The following is a 19525-nucleotide window of genomic DNA, read 5'->3' as shown; positions in this document are numbered from 1 at the left end:
TCAGAAATCCAGTGTTCGGTCGGCGTCGCGAATACGGGCGGTGACACGGTCGTCCGACCAGACCGTCACGTCGTCGGCGATTTCGCCCTCGTCGACGCCGCGCTCGGCCATCGCCGCGCCGTCCGCAACCATCTGTCCGCCCTGTTCTGCCAAGTCGGCGACGTGTCCGCTCATGTTGAGTGCGTCGCGGTCGACAGCATCCCGAGCGCCGTACACGCCGTCCTGCGTGAATATCACGGTCACGGTGTGCATATCGAATCCGGCTGCAACCCCACGGGCCGCTCGCAGGCCCTCCGGGATGTGGACTCGGCCGTACGGCGCGCGGGTGAGCAGGACGACGACATCTCGCTTCATAGCGAAACCACCCGGTCGGCCTCGCCGATGATGTCGGCTAGGTCCGGGAGCAGCCCGACTTCGACGCCCTCAGGGTAGTCGGCTGGTGCGTCGATTCCGCGTGCGTCGACACAGAGCCCACAGCAGATGACTTCCGCGCCGTCCGCGATGAGTTCCTGGAACTTCGCGGTCGGCATCTCGTCGTACAGCCCGTTGTCCGAACAGCCGGGCAGGGTCTGGTCCGCGACGGGGACGAGCGCGCCGTCGAGGTAGTGGAAGTAGCTCACCTCGTGGCCCTGATCCAGCGCCGCCCGCCCCAACTCGTAGGCGGTGCGCCACCGCTCACTGTCGAAGGGACCCCCTGTCAGCAGAAATCCGATGTACGCCATACTGTCGAAATTTTCCCGAACAGCTCTTAATAGTTTGCTCGACACAACGTAAAACACTCCGTGTCTGATATTAACCAGGACAAAACTGCCCGAAACCAACCTATCCATCGTCAGCAGACCGTTCATCAAGTGCCGCCTTCAGATCCTCTGCGGTGAACGGCAACTCGGTCAGCCGAACACCGACGGCGTCGCGAATCGCGTTCGAGAGCGCCGGCGGCACGCCGTTCGTCGGGAGTTCCGCGATAGACTTTGCGCCGAACGGACCCGTTGGTTCGTGCGTCTCAACGAGAACCGTCTCCATTTCGGGGTGGTCCGTCGTCCGCGGCATCCCGTACTGGCGAAAGCCCAGTACCTCCGGGTTCCCCTCCTCGTCGAAGGTCAGGTCGCCGCTCGTGGCGTATTCGAGGCTCATGTGCTCGCCGCCCTCTATCTGGCCTTCGACCAACGCAGGATTGATCGCGACCCCGCAGTCCGCCGCAAACACCAGCTTGTTGAGTTCGTACTCGCCAGTCTCCGTATCGACAGTCACGTCGACGAACTGCGCGCCGTAGGGAGGTGGGCTCTCGTCGGTCGAGTGGTTGCCGTCTCCGAGGATGTGTTCGCGCTCGTCGTCGCCGTAGGTCGCCTCGTAGCCGATTTCCTCCAGTGATACACTGTCATCGGTCCGCTCGCTATACACGCCGCCGTCGCCGGTGTCGAGCGCTTCCGGCGGCTCATCGATCAGTTTCGACCCCCACTCCAGCAACCGCTCTTTCGCGTCTTCGGCGGCGTTCTTGACCGCGCGACCGCTGATGTACGTCGTCGAAGAGGCATACGCGCCGTAGTCGAACGGCGTCAGGTCTGTGTCGGCGGCGATGACGACGACATCTTCGGGAGTGCAGCCCAGCACCTCGGCGGCAATCTGAGAGAACATCGTGTCCGCGCCCGTCCCGGTGTCGACGCCGCCGACCTGCAGGTGGAAGCTCCCGTCCTCGTTCATCTGCACCTGTGCCGCGCCGAGTTCCTTCCCGGCGACGCCGCTTCCCTGGGCGATGAGCGCCATTCCGACCCCGCGCTTGCGATGGTCTTCGTCGGGTTGTTCGATGCCGTCGTAGCCGATGGCTTCCTTCCCACGATCGACACATTCGCGGATGCCACACGAGCGAATCTCCCGGGTGAACCGGTCACCGTCTTTCAGAATCGCGACGCTCCGGTCGAGGTCACCCTCGCGGACCGCGTTCTGCAGGCGGAACTCGATCGGGTCGAAGCCGAGGTGGCGGGCTACCTCATCCATGTGCGCTTCGACGGCGAAATGTCCCTGTGGCGCGCCGTAGCCCCGCATAGCCGCCCCCATCGGGAGGTTCGTGTGGACCACATCCCCCGAAAAACGGACGTTCGGGACGCGGGGATAGAGTGGAAGCGGCTTCGTTCCGACGTTGTTCGCGACGGTCATGCCGTGGGTACCGTAGGCCCCCGAGTTCGACAGCGTGTAGAGGTCCATCGCCTCGATATCGCCGTCGTCCGTCACTGCGGTCCGCATCTGCATCTGCATCGGGTGTCGAAAGCGAAGCGCGGTGAACTCCTCCTGACGGCTCATCTCCAGTTTGACTGGCCGGTCAGCCGCTAGATGCAGTGCGAATGTTATCGGCTCGATTGCCATCTCCTGTTTCGACCCGAACCCTGCGCCGATGCGGGGTTTCTTCACCCGCACGTTGCGGATGGGCACGTCGAACAGGTGCGCTATCTGGCGGCGGGTGTGGAAGGGGACCTGTGTCGCCGTGATGAACGTGTGCCGGTCGTCCTCGTCCGTGTAGGCGATGGTCGTGTGCGGTTCCGGGACGCAGTGGGACTGGTACGGCGTTTCCCACTCCGTCTCAATGACGTATCGCTCCTCGTCGTCGCTCGCCTGTTCAAATTCCGCGTCCACGTCACCGAGTTCCCCCTCGAAGTGTGATTCGAGGTTTTGGCTGTAGTCCGCGCCTGACTGCTTGTTTTCTACGTCATCAGCCTCGAACAGTTGTGGCGCGTCCTCGCCGAAGGCTTCCTCGGGGTCGAAGACGGCGTCCAGTTCCCGGTACTCGACTTCGATTTTGCGTGCGGCACGGTCAGCTGTTTCCGGGTCGTCAGCCGCCACGGCGGCGACCGGGTCGCCGACGAAACGAACGTGTTCGCGCAACACCTTCAGATCCCACGGGCTCGGCTCGGGATAGGACTGGCCCGAACTGGAGTACAGCTTGTCCGGAACCACGTCGTCGAACGGCGTGATGACGGCGTCGACGCCGTCCATCGCCTCGGCGGCGCTCGTGTCGACCGACTCGACGTATCCGTGGGCGATGTCGCTTCGAACGACCCTCCCGTGGGCGAGGTCCGGAAACCGGTCACGGTAGTCCGCTGTGTAGCGGGCTTGCCCGGTGACGATTTTCCGTGCGTCGTCTTTCTCCTCGTCCACTGAGATGGCGTCGCGCTCCGATTCGGGCTTGCGGTCGGGTTCGCGTGCCGCGCCCGTCGCTGACTCTCTGTCGGCTTCGGTTGGGTCCGGTTCTTTCCTCTCCGTCCCCTCTGGTTGCTTGCTCGTCTTCCGCACCCGGTCGGAATCGCTCACTGGTCGCCCTCCATGCAATCGCATCCGCCGAGTGAACACTCGGTCCCAGCACCGGCCCCGCCGTCGCCATCGACTGCCTGCCCACCGTCGGCGGCGACGGCTGTGTCGCTGTTCATCCGTTCGGCGGCGTCTAGCACTGCTTCAACGATTTTCTTATAGCCAGTACACCGACAGAGGTTGTCCGACAGGGCTTCCCGGACCTCCTGTTCGGTTGGGTTCGGATTCGTCTCCAGTAGCGCCGTCGAGCGCATGATCATCCCCGGAATACAAAACCCACACTGCAGCGCAGTGTTGTCGACGAATGCCTGTTGCACCGGATGCAGGTCGTCCTGTTCGCCCAGGCCTTCGATTGTCCTGACGGATGCGTCCCGTACTTTCGTCACCGGTTCGACGCAGGACTTCACTGGCTCGCCGTCGACGTGCACCGTACAGAAGCCGCACGCGCCAGTGTCGCATCCCCGCTTCGCGCCGGTGTACCCGTTCCGTCGAAGGACATCGAGAAGCGAATCGGACTTCGACGCTTCGACCGTCCGTTCCACATCGTTAATTTCCAGTTCGATTTCCATATGGCTCATCAGCTCGCTGGCTATGTCAGGTACATGACGAACAGAACGGTAAATAGCTATCGCGGATTTGTGATATGGCACGCCGACACACCGGCACTGTAGCCATGGCTGTCCACGCGATCCGATTCAGGTTTCACGCTCGTCCAGTTTTGTCTTGATTTTCTCGGCGGTGATGGGCATCTCCCGGATGCGGACGCCGACGGCATCCCGGACGGCGTTTGACAGTGCCGGCGGGACTGTGTTCGTCGGGACTTCGGCGACCGATTTTGCGCCAAACGGACCGGTCGGTTCGTGTGTCTCGACCAGAATCGACTCGATGGGCGGCGTCTCGGTCGCCGACGGCAGTCCGTACTCGTCGAAGTCAGCTACTTCCGCCCGGCCCTTCTCGTCGAGTGTGATACCGTCACTGACGGCCATCTCGTAGCTCATATGATTCGCGCCCTCGATCTGCCCCTCGGCCATGCCGGGGTTGATGGCGACGCCGCAGTCGACTGCGACGACCAGTTTGTGGACCTCGAACTCGCCGGTTGTCTCGTCGACCGTTACGTCAGCGAACTGGGCAGCGAACGGCGGGGGGCTCTCCTCGGTGCAGTGGGTCCCCTTCCCCAGGATGTGTTCGCGCTCGTCGTCGCCGTACGCGGCCTCATAGCCGATGTCTTCGAGCGTGACCGAATCGCCGCTGGTCTCGCTGTACACCGTTCCGTCGCCGGTTTCCAGATCACCGACCGGCTCGTCTAATAGCTTTGCTCCCCAGTCGAGAATCCGCGCCTTTGCGTCTTCTGCAGCCTTCTTGACCGCCATGCCGCTGATGTACGTCGTCGAGGAGGCGTACGCGCCGTAGTCGAAGGGCGTTACATCCGTATCGGAGGATTTGACGATTATGTCGTCCTCGTCACAGCCCAGTACTTCGGCGGCGATCTGGAGGAACGCCGTGTCAGCGCCTGTCCCAATGTCGACGCCGCCGACCTGCAGGTGGAAGCTCCCGTCCTCGTTCATCATTATCTGGGCGGCCCCGAGTTCGTCGCCGGCGACGCCGGTCCCCTGTGCTGACAGCGCCATCCCGATGCCGCGGTGCAGGTGGTCCTCGTCGGGCTGTTCGAGGTCGTCGTAGCCGATGGCGTCCTTTCCGCGCTCGATGCACTCGTCGAGGCCACACGAGCGGATACGGCGGTTCGCCCCCTCCCCGCCCATCATCCCCGCGATCTCGTCGAGGTCGCCGACTTCCATGTGGTGTCGCCGCCGGAATTCGATGGGATCGAGACCAAGGTCGCGAGCGACCTCATCGAGATGTCCCTCCAGTGCGAGCGTACCCTGTGGTGCGCCGTACCCCCGCATCGCACCGGTCTGTGGCGTGTTCGTATGGACGATATCGGCCTCGAAGCGGGCGTTGGGAACCTTCGAGTACAGCGGCATCGGCTTGCTCCCGACGTTGCCCGCGACAGTCATGCCGTGGCTGCCGTACGCGCCGGTGTTCGACAGCGCGTAGATGTCGATGGCCTCGATGTCGCCGTCGTCGGTGACGGCTGTCCTCGCTTTGACCTTCATCGGATGGCGCGAGCGCATCGCGTAGAATTCCTCCTCGCGGCTGGCCTCGTACAGGACCGGGCGGTCGGTGGCGAGCGAGAGCGCGAGCGGAATCGGCTCGACGACCATCGCCTGTTTCCCGCCGAAACCGCCGCCAACGCGGGGCTTGGTCACACGGATGTCGCGGATCGGGATATCGAACAGGTGGGCAAGCTGTCTCCGGGTGTGGTTGGGCACCTGCGTGCTGGTAATGAGGACGTGGCGGTCGTCCTCGTTCGTGTAGGCCAGCGAGGTGTGTTTCTCGACGTTGGCGTGGGACTGCCGGATCGTCTCCCACTCGGTCTCATGGACGTGCGTGTGGCCATCGAGTGCTGCATCTACATCGCCAAGTTCGCCCCCGATATGGGCCATCCGGTTGCAGTCGTAGTCGTGGCCGACGATCTCGTTCTCGACCTCGCTGCCCTCGAACAACTGCGGCGCGTCTTCGTCGAAGGCGTCCTCCGGGTCGGTGACGTAGTCGTACTCCTCGTACGACACCTCGATGGCCTCGACAGCGGCGGTCGCGGTCGCCCGGTCTTCGGCTGCGACGGCGGCAATCGGGTCGCCGATGTAGCGGACGTGCTTGTTCAGCACGTGCATGTCCCACGGGCTTGGCTCGGGGTAAGACTGTCCGGCGCTGGTGTATTTCGTGTCCGGCACTGCGTCGGATTCGGGTGTCAGGACCGCGTCAACGCCGTCCATCGCCTCGGCCGCGCTCGTGTCGATATCGGTCACGTGGCCGTGTGGGATGTCGCTCCGGACAACTGCCGCGTACGCGAGGTCGGGATACCGTTCCTCGTAGTCGGCGGTGTACTTCGCTTGCCCGGTGACGAGCTTTCGGTCGTCGTACTTCTCCGTCCGGTGGGAGACGCTGTCGCGTTCGTCGGGGGCCTTGTCGTTGTTCTCTGGCTCGTCCCATTCGAGCGGGTGTTCCTCGGAGCGTCCGTCTTCGACAGTCTCTGACTGCGAGGCCGTACCCCCATCGGCCTTGGGTGTCTCGTCATCGTTACTCATCGCAGCCACCTCCACAGCAACTGGTCGACTCGTCCCCGTGCGGCGGCACAGTGACCGGGCGGCCGCCGTCCGCGGCGACCGACTGCTCGCCCTGCATCCGACCCGCCGCGTCCAGAACGGCTTCGACCGGCTTCTGGTACCCGGTGCAGCGACAGACGTTGTCGTCTAGCGCCTCCCGGACCTCCTGTTCTGTCGGGTCGGGGTTCGAATCCAGCAGTGCCACTGCCTGGATCACCATCCCCGGGATACAGAACCCGCACTGGACTGCGAAGTTGTCCACGAACGCTTGCTGGACCGGGTGCAGGTCGGCCTGTGTCCCGAGCGCCGCAACGGTCCGTATCTCACTCCCGTCGGCGTCTGTCGCCGCCATCCCGCAAGCCATCCGAACTTCACCGTCGATGAATACCTTCGATGCACCGCAGGTTCCGCCGTCGCAGCCACATTTCACGCCGATGTAGCCGTGCTGTCTCAATACCGTCGCCAGGTCATCCGCCGACCCGGCTTCGACTGTCGTCCGCTCGCCGTTGATCGTGAGTTCGATATCCACAGCGTTCCCTCCAGTTTTCGGCATGCGATACGCACACACGCCTCTTAGTGAACAACTGTACAGCACTCTCTGATATATGTATGCTTCACAGGTGTCTGATCGCAATGTTGCCAGCGAAAGTCACGGGCACGTCCCACCACACGACAACCGGCTGACACAGCCACGACAGACGTACCAGTCGATGTGTGGCGTGTGCCAAATCTGTGACAGATACTCCCTGCGAACGAGCCTGGTTACTCGGCAGCCTTCTCCTGCACCGCGTTCAGCAGTACCTCAGTCCCGGTGACGATGTCGTCCCATTCAGTGAACTCGCTCTCGCGATGGCTGATCCCGTCGACGCTCGGGACGAAAATCATGCTCGTCGGGGCTATCTTGTTGAGGTAGTTGGCGTCGTGGCCCGCGCCGCTGACCAGCCGCGTGTACTCACAGCCGACCGTCTCGGCGGCTTCGACAACCGTGTCTATGCAGTCCTGATCGAACGGGTCCGCGTCGACTCGCATTATCTCCTCGATCTCGTATTCGAGCCCTTCGCGTTCAGCGGCGTGGGCGACCCCTTCCCTGATCTGTTCGACGGCTGCATCGACCACGGCGTCGTCGTACGAGCGGAAATCGAGCGTGAACTCCACCGTCTCGGGGATGACGTTGATAGCGTTCGGCCACACGTCGACGCTGCCGACCGTCCCAACGAGGTCCGTTCCTTCGGTCGCTGTGATCCGACGGACCGCGCGCGTTACGTCCGCCGTCGCCACGAAGGCGTCGTGACGCATATCCATCGGCGTCGGCCCGGCATGGTTCGCTTGGCCCTCGAAGGTGACGTTCAGCCAGGAAAAGCCGAACACGCCTTCGACAGCGGCGACTGGGATGTCCTGCTGTTCGAGAAACGGCCCCTGCTCGACGTGCATCTCGAAGTAGCAGTGGATGTCGTCGGTTTCGCAGGGAACATCCCCCTTGTAGCCGATGCGTTCGAGTTCGTCGCCGAACCGCCTGCCCTCCTTGTCCTCGCGCTCGTACGCGTAGTTGAGGTCGAAAATATCACAGTAGACACCGCTGCCGAGCATATCCGGCTGAAAACGGACGCCCTCCTCGTTGCTCCAGGCGACGACTTCTAGCGGGCGCTCGGTCGTCACGCCGGCGTCATTGAATGCCTCGATGACCTCCAGCCCCCCGAGGACGCCGATAACGCCGTCGTACCGACCGCCGTTGTACTGGCTGTCGATGTGTGACCCGAACAGCACCGGCGTGGCGTCGCCCTCTGTCCCGTCTCGGCGACCGAAGATATTGCCCATCGCGTCGATACGGACCTCCAGCCCGGCCTCGCGGAACCACTCGACCAGTGTGTCGCGGGCTGCCTTGTTCTCGTCGGACAGGCTCGGCCTGTTGACGCCGCCCCGTTCCGTCGCGCCGATCTTGTTGAACGTATCGAAACGCCGTCTGAACCGCTCGCTATCAAGACTGACGGATGGCATTGGGTAGCTGTTCCGCGGTGTCGTCTTGAAGATTGCGTCGGGGTAGCGCCACACAGGCTGACAGACATGTGTGGCACGCGCTCGCCCGCTGTCACACACGGTTGAGACCACCGAAAGAGCCAAACGACCGTTCCGCGAGTCGGCAGACATGACTGAGCCGAGTGCCGCGTCCATCGCGTTCAGAGACGCGCGGGTGCTGGACGGGAGCGGTCGCCCTCCGTTCACTGCGAGCGTGCGTGTCGCCGACGGTCGAATCGATGCCATCAGCGAGGCCCCGCTCGACGCCGACCGCGTTATCGATCTCGACGGGTCGTATCTCGCGCCGGGATTCATCGATATGCATGCGCATTCGGAGCTGCGGCTTTTCGAGAATCCCAGTGCCAAGGAGAAACTGACGCAGGGAATCACGACGGAAGTCCTCGGCCAGGACGGGGTCAGCGTCGCCCCGGTGCCGCCGAACCTCACTGACGAGTGGGCGGAACGGGTCAAATCACTCGATGGCACGCTCGGCGAAACGTGGCCGTGGCACACCGTTTCCGGCTATCTCGAGGCGCTTGAATCCGCTGACCCAGCTGTCAACTGCGCGTACTACGCCCCACACGGCAACATCAGGTCGATGCTGGCCGGGTTCGAGGACCGCCCACTCAGCGGCGAACACGTCGTCGCCGCCGGGCCAGTCACCGGTCAACGACTGGACAGACCAACGTCCGACCACGACACAGCGCCCGGTGAATTAGATGCAATCCGACAGGAACTCGAAGTAGCGCTGGAAGAAGGCGCGTTCGGTATGTCGAAGGGAATGATATATCCGCCGAGTTCGTACGCTCGCGACGATGAACTGGTGGCGCTTGCGGACACCCTCGCCAAGCGCGACTCGTTCATGATCTCTCACGTCTGGAACGAGACGGATCGCGTGGTCGAATCCATCGACCGGTACCTCGACATCTGTCAGCGTGGCGGCTGTCACGCCCACGTCTCCCATCTCAAAGTTGGCGGTCAACAGAACTGGGGAGATTCCGAGGCCGTGCTCGACCTGTTCGACGACGCCGGCGACAGGAGGCAACGGGTCACCTTCGACCAGTATCCATACACAGCCGGGTCGACGATGCTCACCGCGCTGTTGCCGCCGTGGGCACGGCAGGGCGACTCAGAGGACATCCGTCACCGTCTGAACTCCGCGGCAGTTCGCGACCGTATCGCCACTGACATCTCTCAGCCGGGTGAGTGGGAGAACCTCGCCTACGCCGCCGGGTCGTGGGACAATATCCTCATCACGCGGACTGGGAGTGGCCGCTATCAGGGCGACACCATCGCGGACATCGCCGCCGAGATGGGCCGCGAGCCGGTCGACGCGATGTGTGAACTGCTCGTCGCGGAGGAACTGGACGTGACGATGGCCGACTTCGTGATGGCCGAGGAAGACATCGAGCGGTTTCTCGCGGACGACCGCGGCACGTTCTGTACGGACGGCATCTTCGGCGGAAAGCCTCATCCGCGGGCTATCGGCGCGTTCAGTCGCATTCTCGAACGCTACGTCCGAGAACGGAACGTGCTCTCGCCGGAACTGCTGGCGTACAAAGCCGCAGGCAACCCGGCTGATATCCTCGGCCTCAGGGACCGCGGCTACGTCCACGAGGGATACATCGCGGACCTCGTGGTCTTCGACCTCGATTCGGTGTCGGCGAACGCGACCTACGAGAACCCGTTCCAGTTCTCCGACGGGATGGAGTACGTCCTCGTCGGCGGCGAGATAGCTGTTCGGGACGGCGAACTGACCGGCGAGCGAAACGGCGACGTGCTTCGCTCGTACGAGGAGTGGGGCGGTGCGACCCGTCCCGAACTGGACCGCGCTGCGAACGGTTGATTAGTTGGCTTGCCCGCTCTGACCAACTATCCGGGGACTCGCCTATCCGACTGCTCGCTACCGGCGGGACAGTATCGGGGCGGAAACGAACGGTGAACCTGGGCCGTTCTACTCCGATACTTCGGCGTCGACGGCGTTGACGAAACTGTTCATCTCTTGGAACAGGAACTCGTCGCTCTTGTCCTCGAGCGTCGAACCGGCCCAGACGTCGAGTTCGCCGTTGACGATTTTCTCTTCTGTCTCGGCGACGGTGTCTTTGACCTCCTGCGGGACCTCCGGCCCCCACTCGTCGAGCGTTGGGAGGTTCGTCTCCATGCCGCCCCAGAAGGCATCGGATTCCCAGGTCCCGTCCCGAACCGCCGAAATGGTCGGGTCGTACACCTCTTCCCAGTTCCACACCGGGGAGATGAGGTAGTTGTCGCCGCCGAACTCGCCCATCGGCGCGTTGTAGCCGGAGGCCCACACGTCTGCCTCGTTTGCAGCCTTGACCGGTGCAGGGGAGTCCTGCTCCTGTGAGATAACGTCACAGCCATCATCGATGAGTGAGTTGGCTGCCTGCTTCGAGGTCTGTGGGTCGAACCACGCGTTGACCCACCGGATTTTGAACGTCGCGTCCGGGTTCACCGACCGCGCGCCGAGTGCCATGGCGTTGATCGAGCGGATAACTTCGGGGATTGGGAAAGCGGCGACGTAGCCAATCGTGTTGTTCTCGGTCACCATCCCAGCTGCCTGGCCGGCGAGATACCGGGGCTGGTAGATCCGACCCATGTACCGGCCCATGTTCTCTCGGGTCCGATAGCCGGTCGCGTGCTCGAAGTACGTGTCTGGGTACTGTTCCGCAATGTTGAACATCGGGTCCTGGTAGTTGAACGTCGTCCCGAAGACGATGTCGGCGTCACCCTGTGCGTACTGCTCGAACACGCGTTCCGAGTCCTCCGGCGCGACAGCTTCCGTGTACTCGGTTTCCAGCCAGTCGTACTTTTTGTCGACCGCCTTTCGCCCCTCGTCGTGGGCGTGGGACCACCCGAGGTCGCCCACCTCTGAGATGTACACCCAGGCAGCGGTGACGGAGTCGGACCCGGAGCCACTCTCGCCGGTCGCCGTGCCGTCAGCCGTGTTTGTGTCGTCGCTCCCGCCACTACAGCCGGCTAGTGCGGTTACTCCTGTCGCCCCAAGCGCACCCAGCATCTCCCGCCGCGATATCGTTCGGTTGGTATTCACCATTACTGAACTGGGTAGAGGTAGCGGAAACTCCTACTTAAGCGATACCATTCTTGACCTTGCAGCGAAGGAATACATTGGAACAAAATTAGTCGGAATTCCCATTCATACCTCAATAATACTACGAACGTTGTTATATTCTCCCGGGAGCCACAGCAACACACAGGCGATTACTGTAGTCGAAGACCGGTGGCGGGGTCAGCTCGGGACCTCGCCCTCGACGGCGTCGACGTAGCTACTCATCTCCTGGAAGAGGAACTCGTCGCCCTCGCCCTCAAACGCCGAACCGGTCCAGACATCGAGGTCGCCGTCGAGCATCGCCGACCGCGCCTCCGAAACGGTGTCTTTTGCTTCCTGGGGGACTTCAGGCCCCCAGTCGTCCAGACTACAGATGCCCGACTCGATGCCTCCCCAGTACGCGTCGGATTCCCAGGTGCCGTCCCTGACAGATTCGATAGTCGGCCCATAGAACTCCTCCCAGTGCCAGATCGGCGACGTGAGATAGTTCTCGCCGGCAATGTCGCCCATCGGCGCGTCGTAGCCGGTCGCCCAGATACCCGCATCGGCGGCTGCACGGAGTGCGGCGGGGGAGTCCTGATGCTGGGCCATCACGTCGACATCCTCGTCCAGCAGGGCGTTCGCCGCCTCGCTCTCGGTCGGCGGGTCGAACCAGGAGTTCGTCCATCTGACTTTCAGCGTCGCGCTGTCGTTGACAGACGCGGCCCCGAGCGCGTAGGCGTTGATGCCACGGATGACTTCCGGGATCGGGAAGGCCGCTACGTATCCTAGCGTGTCTGTCTCCGTTACGGTCCCGGCTGCTTGCCCGGCGAGGTACCGGGGCTGATAGATCCGCCCCATGTATCGCCCCATGTTCTCCATCGTCAGGTAGCCGGTGTTGTGTTCGAAGTACGTATCGGGGTACTGCTCCGCCACCGACGCCATTGGGTCCTGATACTCGAACGTACAGCCGAAGATGATATCGGCGTCTCCCTGCGCGTACTGTTCGAATACCCGCTCGGAATCAGCGGGGGCGACAGCCTCTGTGTACTCCGTCTCCAGCCAGTCGTACTCCACTGCGACCGCCTTCCGCCCTTCGTTGTGGGCCCAGGACCAACCGAGGTCGCCGACCTCCGAATTGTACACCCAGGCAGCGGTGACGGAATCCGTTCCGGACCCGCCATCACTGCCGGTCGCAGTACCGTCGGCAGCCCCGCCATCGGCGGTGTCGGTGGCCGCCTCGCCACCACTCCCGTCACCACCACTACAACCCGCGAGCCCGGTAATTCCTGCTGCCCCAAGTGCTGTCAGTAGCTCCCGTCTCGATTTGGTATGTTTCTTGTCAACCATTAACTAACCGGGTAGTCATTGCAGAAACAATAACTTAAATAGTTCTGTTCACGCAGCCTTCTCTATACTATTGTCCAAATATATGCTATAGATGTGGGTCAATATCATAACTTATGGCAACTACTTGGATCATATGTCCATACTATTGTCGGTGTAGACAGACGGAACCCAGATCGCCAACGGACGCTAGCACACGACAACTGGTACTTGGCAAATGTCCGCCATTTCCCGTTCTGGACGGCGAATATAGCTACCTTTGAAAACAATTATGCCACTACATTGTTGATACCCGCTCAAGATCAGAGAGCATGTCCGAAGACACCACGCTCAGGATGGAGGGGATTCTGAAGGAGTTCCCCGGGGTCGTCGCCAACGACCACGTCGACCTCTCCGTCGAGCGCGGGGAAATACACGGCCTCCTCGGTGAAAACGGTGCGGGAAAAAGTACGCTGATGAAGATTCTGTACGGGCTCTACTCGCAGGACGACGGCGAGATCTATCTCGACGGCGAGCGACTTGACCTCGGGTCGCCACAGGACGCCATCGACGCCGGTATCGGGATGGTTCACCAGCACTTCATGCTGATACCGCGCCTGACCGTCGCCGAGAACGTTGTACTCGGTGAACGTGAACCGGCACCAGCGTTTCGCAGCGATGCGGCGGATAGCTGGCTTCCGGCGGCGGTCCGGAACAACAGCCTCGTCCAGTCGCTCGCCGGCCAGTTCTCGCTCGGTCTCGATGTGCCTGAACAGCGGATTCAGGATCTAGCGGACCAGTACGGGTTCGACATCGATGTGAGCGCGAAGATCTGGGAGCTCGATGTCGGCCAGCAACAGCGCGTCGAGATACTCAAAGCGCTGTACCGGGATGTCGACCTCCTGATTCTCGACGAACCGACGGCGGTCCTCACACCGACGGAAGCCGAGCGGCTCTTCGACTCGCTCGAACGGCTGACAGACGAGGGGCTTTCGATAATTTTCATTACGCACAAGCTCACCGAGGTCGACGCTATCGTCGACCGGGTAACGGTACTCCGGGAGGGGCAAAACGTCGGCACCGCCGAGGTGTCGTCAGTCTCCCGGGCGGACCTCGCGGAGATGATGGTCGGCCGTGAGGTGCTGTTCGACATCGACAGAGAAGCGGTCGACCTTGGTGAGCCAGTCCTGCGCGCACGCGAAGTCGAGGCCACAGACAACCGAAATATCGAAGCCCTTTCGGGCATCGACCTGACGGTTCGGCAAGGCGAAATCGTCGGTATCGCGGGCGTAAGCGGCAACGGCCAGAAGGAACTCGCCGAGGTCATGGCCGGCATCCGAGACGTGACTGCCGGCGAGCTCGTCGTCAACGGCGAGGACATCACCGGCGCGAAACCGAAGACGTTCGTCGATAGCGGCGTCTCGTTCGTCCCCGAGGACCGGCTTCAGTACGGCTGTGCCGAGGACCTCTCGGTGATGCACAACGCCACGATGAAGGATTTCAGGGACGGCCGGTTCGGCGACCGACCGTTCCTTGACTACGGGGAACTCCGTGAATATGCAGAGACGCTGGTCGAGGAGTTCGATGTCCGCGGTGTCAGCGACGTGACCGAGACCAAGGCCGGCGACCTCTCCGGAGGGAACCTCCAGAAGCTCATTCTGGCGCGGGAAATCTACCGCAACCCGGACCTGCTCATCGCGAATCAACCGACCCGCGGTGTCGATGTCGGAGCGATCGAGTTCATCAGGGAGACGCTGCTCGAACAGCGGAAAGCGGGAACCGGCATAATCCTCCTCTCGGAAGACCTCGACGAGATATTCGACCTGAGCGACAGGATTCTCGTCGTGTACGAGGGCGAGTTCGTTTACGAGACGACACCGGCCGAAGCCGACCGGGAACGGATCGGGCTGGAGATGACTGGTGGTGGCGAGACGGCTGCATCGCCGGTCAAGTCTGGGGCCACCCAGGGGAGTGAGAGCTGATGAACGTCGCAGTAACCGTCGACGCACGTGAGGACAGTCCGGCCTGGCTGGCCTACGGGACGCCCGTGTTCACGGTTCTCGCTGCGCTGGCAGTGAGTGCCATCGCACTGGTCGTCCTCGACGTGAACCCTGTCGCGGCGTACAGGACGATGTTCGTCGAGACGCTCGTGACCGAGTTCGGTCTCAGCGAGACGCTGACGAAGGCGATCCCGCTGATTCTTACGGGCCTGGCAGTGTATCTCCCACTGAAAGCGGGCCTGTTCAACATCGGTGCCGAGGGGCAACTCGTTGCCGGCGCGCTCGCGGGGACGTGGATCGGGCTGAACGTCTCGCTGCCGGGGCTCGCACTGGTCCCGCTGATGTTCGTCGCCGCAGCCGTGGCCGGCGGTATTTGGGCTGGTATCCCGGCGTACCTGCGTGCGAAGTGGGACGTCAACGAGATCATCACGTCGCTCCTGCTGACGTTCGTCGCGCTCGAAATCCAGAGCTACTTGCTCCGCGGACCGATGCAGGGCGGGGCCGGAAACTTCCCGCAGTCGGACCGGTTCTCCGAGGCCGCGACGATTCCGGAACTGTTCGGCGGCGTCCACGCTGGGCTGCTCGCTGCCCTCTGCATGGTGATAGCGACGTACGTCCTGATGACGAAAACCCGGCTCGGGTTCGAAATCACGTTCGTCGGCTCGAACGACGAGGCCGCCCAGCAGGCGGGCATGAGCAAGTTCTACGTGTACCTCCTCGTGTTCGTGGTCGGGGGCGCGTTCGCGGCCATGGGCGGCATCAGCGAGATCGCTGGCGCGCAAGGTCGATACCGCGCCGGGTTCGAACCCGGATACGGCTTCACGGCCATTCCGATCGCATTACTTGGTCGCAACAGCGCGTTCAAAGTGATGCTCGCCGGCCTGTTTTTCGCCGTCCTGTTCGTCGGCGGATCGAGTATGGAAGTGGCATTCGGCGTGCCCGCGGCGTTGGTCGAGATCATTCAGGCGCTGGTCATTCTCTTCCTGATTACGGCGGAGTTCTTCAAGAGCTACCGTGTCGGTATCGATCTAAAACGCGGGCCAGCGGAGACACCAGCCCATCCACAGCGAGGTGACGACTGATGGTGAGCTTCATCGCCGGCCTGCTCGATGCGACTGTTCAGGCGGCGACGGTGCTACTCCTCGCTGGGATGGGCGAACTAATCAGCGAGCGGGCGGGCGTCCTCAACCTCGGCGTCGAGGGGATGATGCTCGTCGGCGCACTCGGCGGATTCATTACGACCGTCCTCACGGGGAGCCACTGGCTTGGATTCGGCGTCGGCATCCTCCTCGGAATGGTGCTGGCGCTGGTCCACGCCTTCCTCTGTATCACGCTGAAGTCGAACCAGGTCATCAGCGGCGTCATGCTGACGCTGCTTGGGACCGGGCTGACGACCTTTTTCGGCTCGGGCTGGGTCGAAGAGTCGATCAGCGGCTTCCCGCAGATAACGTTCCCGCTCGTCGGCCAGTACCTCGTCGGGATCCCGGTCATCGGCGAGGCCCTCTTCCGGAGCACGGCGACGGACTACCTCGCGCTCGGCTTGCTGGTCGTGGTCTGGTACTTCCTGTACCACTCGAACCTCGGTCTGGAGATGATAGCCGTCGGTGAGGACCCTGAGATGGCGGACACGATGGGCGTGTCCGTGTTCAGACTGCGGTATCTTGCGGTGCTCATCGGCGGCGGGTTCGCCGGCGCGGCCGGCGCACACCTCTCGCTGGCCTTCTCGCAGCTCTGGGTCCCCGGTATGACCGCGGGTCGGGGCTGGATCGCCGTCGCGCTGGTCATCTTCGCACAGTGGCGGCCCCGCCGGATGCTGGTCGGTGCCTACCTGTTCGGACTGCTCGACGCGCTGCGCATTCGCTCCCAGTCCATCTCACTGACGCTGGGCCCCGATGCGCCCCTCGCTGGCGTCATCAACCCTATCGTCGAGTTCCTCATGACACCACAGATCATGGGGACGTACCCGTACCTGGCGACGATTATCGTGCTGGTCTACGCCGTCATCCGGACCAAGAGCGACCAGCTCGCGGTCCCCTCGGCGCTGTTGCAGTCCTACAGCCGCGAGACGGACTAAGCGGTCCGCGACGCGAGCAATACCGGGGCCACACCTTCCACAGACCGTGTGTGTGGCCAAATCTATTTATCCGTATTCGGAGAACTTTGCATGTCTCATGAGCGTCAATCAGGTCTTCGAGAGAGGCGACCGTGTCGGTATCTACTTACAGGACAAACACTCGCTGGAAGCGAACGTGGACCTCGTGCAGTACGCGGAGGAGCAGGGTATCGATGAGATCTGGCAGGCCGAATCGCGCCTCGCACGCGACGCCGTTTCCCCGCTCGGTGCGTACGCCGCAGTCACCGATGACATCAAACTCGGTACCGGCGTCATCAACAACTGGACGCGCAACGCGGCGTTGATAGCACAGTCGATGAGCACGCTGGAGGAACTCGCCGGTCCGGACCGCATCATGTGCGGCATCGGCGCGTGGTGGGACCCACTGGCCGAGAAAGTCGGAATCGACCGTAGCGGCGCACTGCGGGCGATGCGCGAATGCGTCGAGGTAACTCAGGACCTGCTGGACATGGAGAACGTCACGTACGACGGGGAGTTCGTCCAGATGCGGGACGTAGAACTGGACGTTGTCCACGGCGACGACGGGCCGCGAACCGTTCCCGTCTACGTCGGTGGGACCGGGTTCAAGATGCTGGAACTCACTGGCCATTTCGCCGACGGCGCACTGCTGAACTACCTCGTCAGCCCGGAGTACAACGAGAAGGCCGTCGACGCACTGGCAACCGGGGCGGAGCGCGGTGGTCGCTCGCTGGACGACATCGACCGGCCACAACTGGTCGTCTGCTCGATGGACCACGACGAAGAGAAAGCTCTGGACAACGCCCGCGAACTCATCACACAGTACCTCGGGCAACAGCCCCACATCATGAAAGCCAGCGGCGTCAGTCAGGACCTCATCGACGAGGTGGGCGAGACCATCGGCGGGTGGCCGGCCGACAAGGACGACATCAAGGAGGGGATGCATCTCATCCCGGACGACGTGGTTCACAAACTCACCGCCAGCGGCACGCCCGAACAGTGCCGCGAGAAGGTCCGGGAGTACGCAGAGACGGGCTGTCAGTGTCCGATCCTCTATCCGCTTGGCGACGACCGGCGGCTGATGATCGACGAGTTCGCGGACGGCTACCTGTAGTCTGTCGGCTCGACTCTCAATCGTCGTCGACCGGTGGCGCGCCTGCTCCGGATTCGGTCGGACTCGGTTCTAGCCCGGCGGTGTACTCGGTCGGTCCCGTTCCGACGCTCCCGCCGGGGAACACGACGTTGAGAACGAGGGCAGCCATCCCGCCGGTGACGAGTGCGGACCCGAACAGCGTCTGTACCTCGGACGGGAAGTTCTGGAGGATTTCGGGGCGGAACGCGACGCCGAGGCCGAGCGCCATCGACATCGCGAGGATGGTCGAATTGCGGTGGTCTAGTTCGACGTTCTGCGTGATGAGGCGTGCACCGGAGGAGAATATCATCGCGAACAGGATGAGCGCGCCGCCGCCCAGCACGGCGTCGGGCATTGCCGAGACGACTGCGCCGACTTTCGGGACGAACCCGAGTGCGAGCAGGACAACGCCGCCGATGCCGGCGACGTAGCGGCTTGCGACGCCAGTGAAGTTCACCAGGCCGACGTTCTGCGAGAACGATGTGTTCGGGAGCGCGTTGAACACCGCGCCGAAGACGCTCATCACGCCGTCGGCGACGAGACCGCCGCGGACTTCTTCGCGGGTAGCGTCCCGACCGGTTGCGGATACCGTCCCCGAGATATCCCCGATAGTCTCCATGCCAGTGATGATGTAGAGGAAAGCCACGGTGACGACGGCGCTTGGCTCGAAGGCGAGGCCGTATTTGAGCGGGACTGGGACCGTCACCCACCCGGCGGAGGCAACAGCCGAGAGGTCGACAACACCCAGCGCGAGTGCGGCGAGGTAGCCGACGATGATGCCCACGAACACGCTGATGACGCGGAGAAACCCCTCGAAGAACTGGTTCAATCCGACAGTGACGACTAGAACGAGCCCGGCGAGGCCGAGGTTGACGAAGGAGCCGTATCCCTCCGCTGACGGGCCGGCCGAGGCCCCTGCGGCGTAGTTCATTCCCGTGGGGATGAGCGTCAGTCCGATGAGCATCACGACGATGCCGGTGACCAGTGGTGGGAAGAACCGCCGGAACCGGTCGAACGAAATCCCCATGACGATTTCGACCGGCGCAGCGAGCAGTGACGCGCCGAAGACGGCGGCGATACCGAACTGATTGCCGATGCCGATGAGTGGGCCGAGAAACGCGAAACTGGTCCCCATGACGACCGGGAGCCGCGCGCCGACGGGGCCGACCGGGTACGCCTGAACGATGGTCGCGACGCCGGCGACGATGAGTGCCATCTGGACGAGAAACGTCGTCTCTCCAGTGACCGAACCGATAGCCCCAGCGAGGATGAGCGGGGGCGCGACGTTGCCCAGAAACATCGCGAGGACGTGCTGGATGCCGAGTGGGATCGCTTTCCCCAGCGGCGGTTTGTCTTCGATGTCGTACAGTACGACTGACTGCTGTTCTGCCTCTGGACCGCTCATGGGAGGCCATCCAGTCCCCTATCTTTTCA

Annotated in this window: 14 protein-coding genes and 1 pseudogene; 5 read left to right on the top strand and 10 right to left on the bottom strand. The window is 62.9% G+C overall.

Annotation, left to right across the window (positions count from 1 at the left end; genetic code table 11):
* The 7 genes from IEY38_RS14065 to IEY38_RS14035 form a co-directional block, all read right to left on the bottom strand.
* A complete protein-coding gene (locus IEY38_RS14065; RefSeq protein ID WP_188978787.1) occupies positions 1-354 on the bottom strand; it encodes a DsrE family protein in 354 nt (117 codons plus the stop codon).
* Positions 351-722, bottom strand: coding sequence for a DsrE/DsrF/TusD sulfur relay family protein (locus IEY38_RS14060; protein ID WP_188978785.1), 372 nt, complete (start codon positions 720-722; stop codon positions 351-353). Before IEY38_RS14060 ends, IEY38_RS14065 begins: the two co-directional genes overlap by 4 nt.
* A 100-nt stretch (positions 723-822) precedes the next feature.
* Positions 823-3303 (bottom strand): xanthine dehydrogenase family protein molybdopterin-binding subunit, encoded by a 2481-nt coding sequence (locus IEY38_RS14055; protein WP_188978783.1) that lies wholly within the window; start codon positions 3301-3303, stop codon positions 823-825.
* Positions 3300-3869 carry a (2Fe-2S)-binding protein gene (locus IEY38_RS14050; RefSeq protein WP_188978781.1) on the bottom strand — a complete coding sequence of 190 codons (570 nt, stop codon included), beginning with the start codon at positions 3867-3869 and terminating at the stop codon, positions 3300-3302. Before IEY38_RS14050 ends, IEY38_RS14055 begins: the two co-directional genes overlap by 4 nt.
* A gap of 126 nt (positions 3870-3995) precedes the next feature.
* The gene (locus tag IEY38_RS14045; protein WP_188978780.1) at positions 3996-6446 is read right to left on the bottom strand and encodes a xanthine dehydrogenase family protein molybdopterin-binding subunit; all 2451 of its coding nucleotides are present in this window, start codon (positions 6444-6446) and stop codon (positions 3996-3998) included.
* On the bottom strand, positions 6439-7017 hold the full coding sequence (locus IEY38_RS14040) for a (2Fe-2S)-binding protein (protein ID WP_188978778.1): 579 nt from the start codon (positions 7015-7017) through the stop codon (positions 6439-6441). Before IEY38_RS14040 ends, IEY38_RS14045 begins: the two co-directional genes overlap by 8 nt.
* A 209-nt stretch (positions 7018-7226) precedes the next feature.
* On the bottom strand, positions 7227-8459 hold the full coding sequence (locus IEY38_RS14035; RefSeq protein WP_188978775.1) for a Zn-dependent hydrolase: 1233 nt from the start codon (positions 8457-8459) through the stop codon (positions 7227-7229).
* Positions 8460-8607: 148 nt separating this feature from the next.
* Between IEY38_RS14035 and IEY38_RS14030 the strand changes: the two genes are divergently transcribed.
* Positions 8608-10323, top strand: coding sequence for an N-acyl-D-amino-acid deacylase family protein (locus IEY38_RS14030; protein ID WP_188978773.1), 1716 nt, complete (start codon positions 8608-8610; stop codon positions 10321-10323).
* A gap of 108 nt (positions 10324-10431) precedes the next feature.
* Here the strand turns inward: IEY38_RS14030 and IEY38_RS14025 are convergent, their stop codons facing one another.
* On the bottom strand, positions 10432-11547 hold the full coding sequence (locus tag IEY38_RS14025; RefSeq protein ID WP_188978771.1) for a BMP family ABC transporter substrate-binding protein: 1116 nt from the start codon (positions 11545-11547) through the stop codon (positions 10432-10434).
* Positions 11548-11919: 372 nt separating this feature from the next.
* Positions 11920-12891 (bottom strand): annotated as a pseudogene (locus IEY38_RS14020) (BMP family ABC transporter substrate-binding protein); the annotation flags it as partial.
* A gap of 308 nt (positions 12892-13199) precedes the next feature.
* Here IEY38_RS14020 and IEY38_RS14015 point away from each other — a divergent pair.
* The 4 genes from IEY38_RS14015 (at position 13200) to IEY38_RS14000 (ending at position 18073) form a co-directional block, all read left to right on the top strand.
* Positions 13200-14849: an ABC transporter ATP-binding protein gene (locus tag IEY38_RS14015; protein ID WP_188978767.1), complete on the top strand. Its 1650-nt coding sequence runs from the start codon at positions 13200-13202 to the stop codon at positions 14847-14849.
* Complete coding sequence (locus IEY38_RS14010; protein WP_188978765.1) at positions 14849-15949, top strand: ABC transporter permease; 1101 nt, start codon at positions 14849-14851, stop codon at positions 15947-15949. The genes IEY38_RS14015 and IEY38_RS14010 overlap by 1 nt, the downstream gene beginning before the upstream one ends.
* Positions 15949-16941 carry an ABC transporter permease gene (locus IEY38_RS14005; RefSeq protein ID WP_188978763.1) on the top strand — a complete coding sequence of 331 codons (993 nt, stop codon included), beginning with the start codon at positions 15949-15951 and terminating at the stop codon, positions 16939-16941. The genes IEY38_RS14010 and IEY38_RS14005 overlap by 1 nt, the downstream gene beginning before the upstream one ends.
* A gap of 97 nt (positions 16942-17038) precedes the next feature.
* Positions 17039-18073, top strand: a complete 1035-nt coding sequence (locus IEY38_RS14000) for an LLM class flavin-dependent oxidoreductase (RefSeq protein WP_188978761.1) — start codon at positions 17039-17041, stop codon at positions 18071-18073.
* Positions 18074-18089: 16 nt separating this feature from the next.
* Here the strand turns inward: IEY38_RS14000 and IEY38_RS13995 are convergent, their stop codons facing one another.
* Entirely contained in the window at positions 18090-19496 is a 1407-nt protein-coding gene (locus tag IEY38_RS13995; protein ID WP_188978759.1) for a uracil-xanthine permease family protein, read from the bottom strand.
* Positions 19497-19525: the final 29 nt, after the last annotated feature.

Source organism: Haloarcula sebkhae (assembly GCF_014647415.1).
GTDB lineage: Archaea > Halobacteriota > Halobacteria > Halobacteriales > Haloarculaceae > Haloarcula > Haloarcula sebkhae.
Note: the sequence above shows the minus strand (reverse complement) of the source record. Positions and strands in the feature narration are given on the sequence as shown.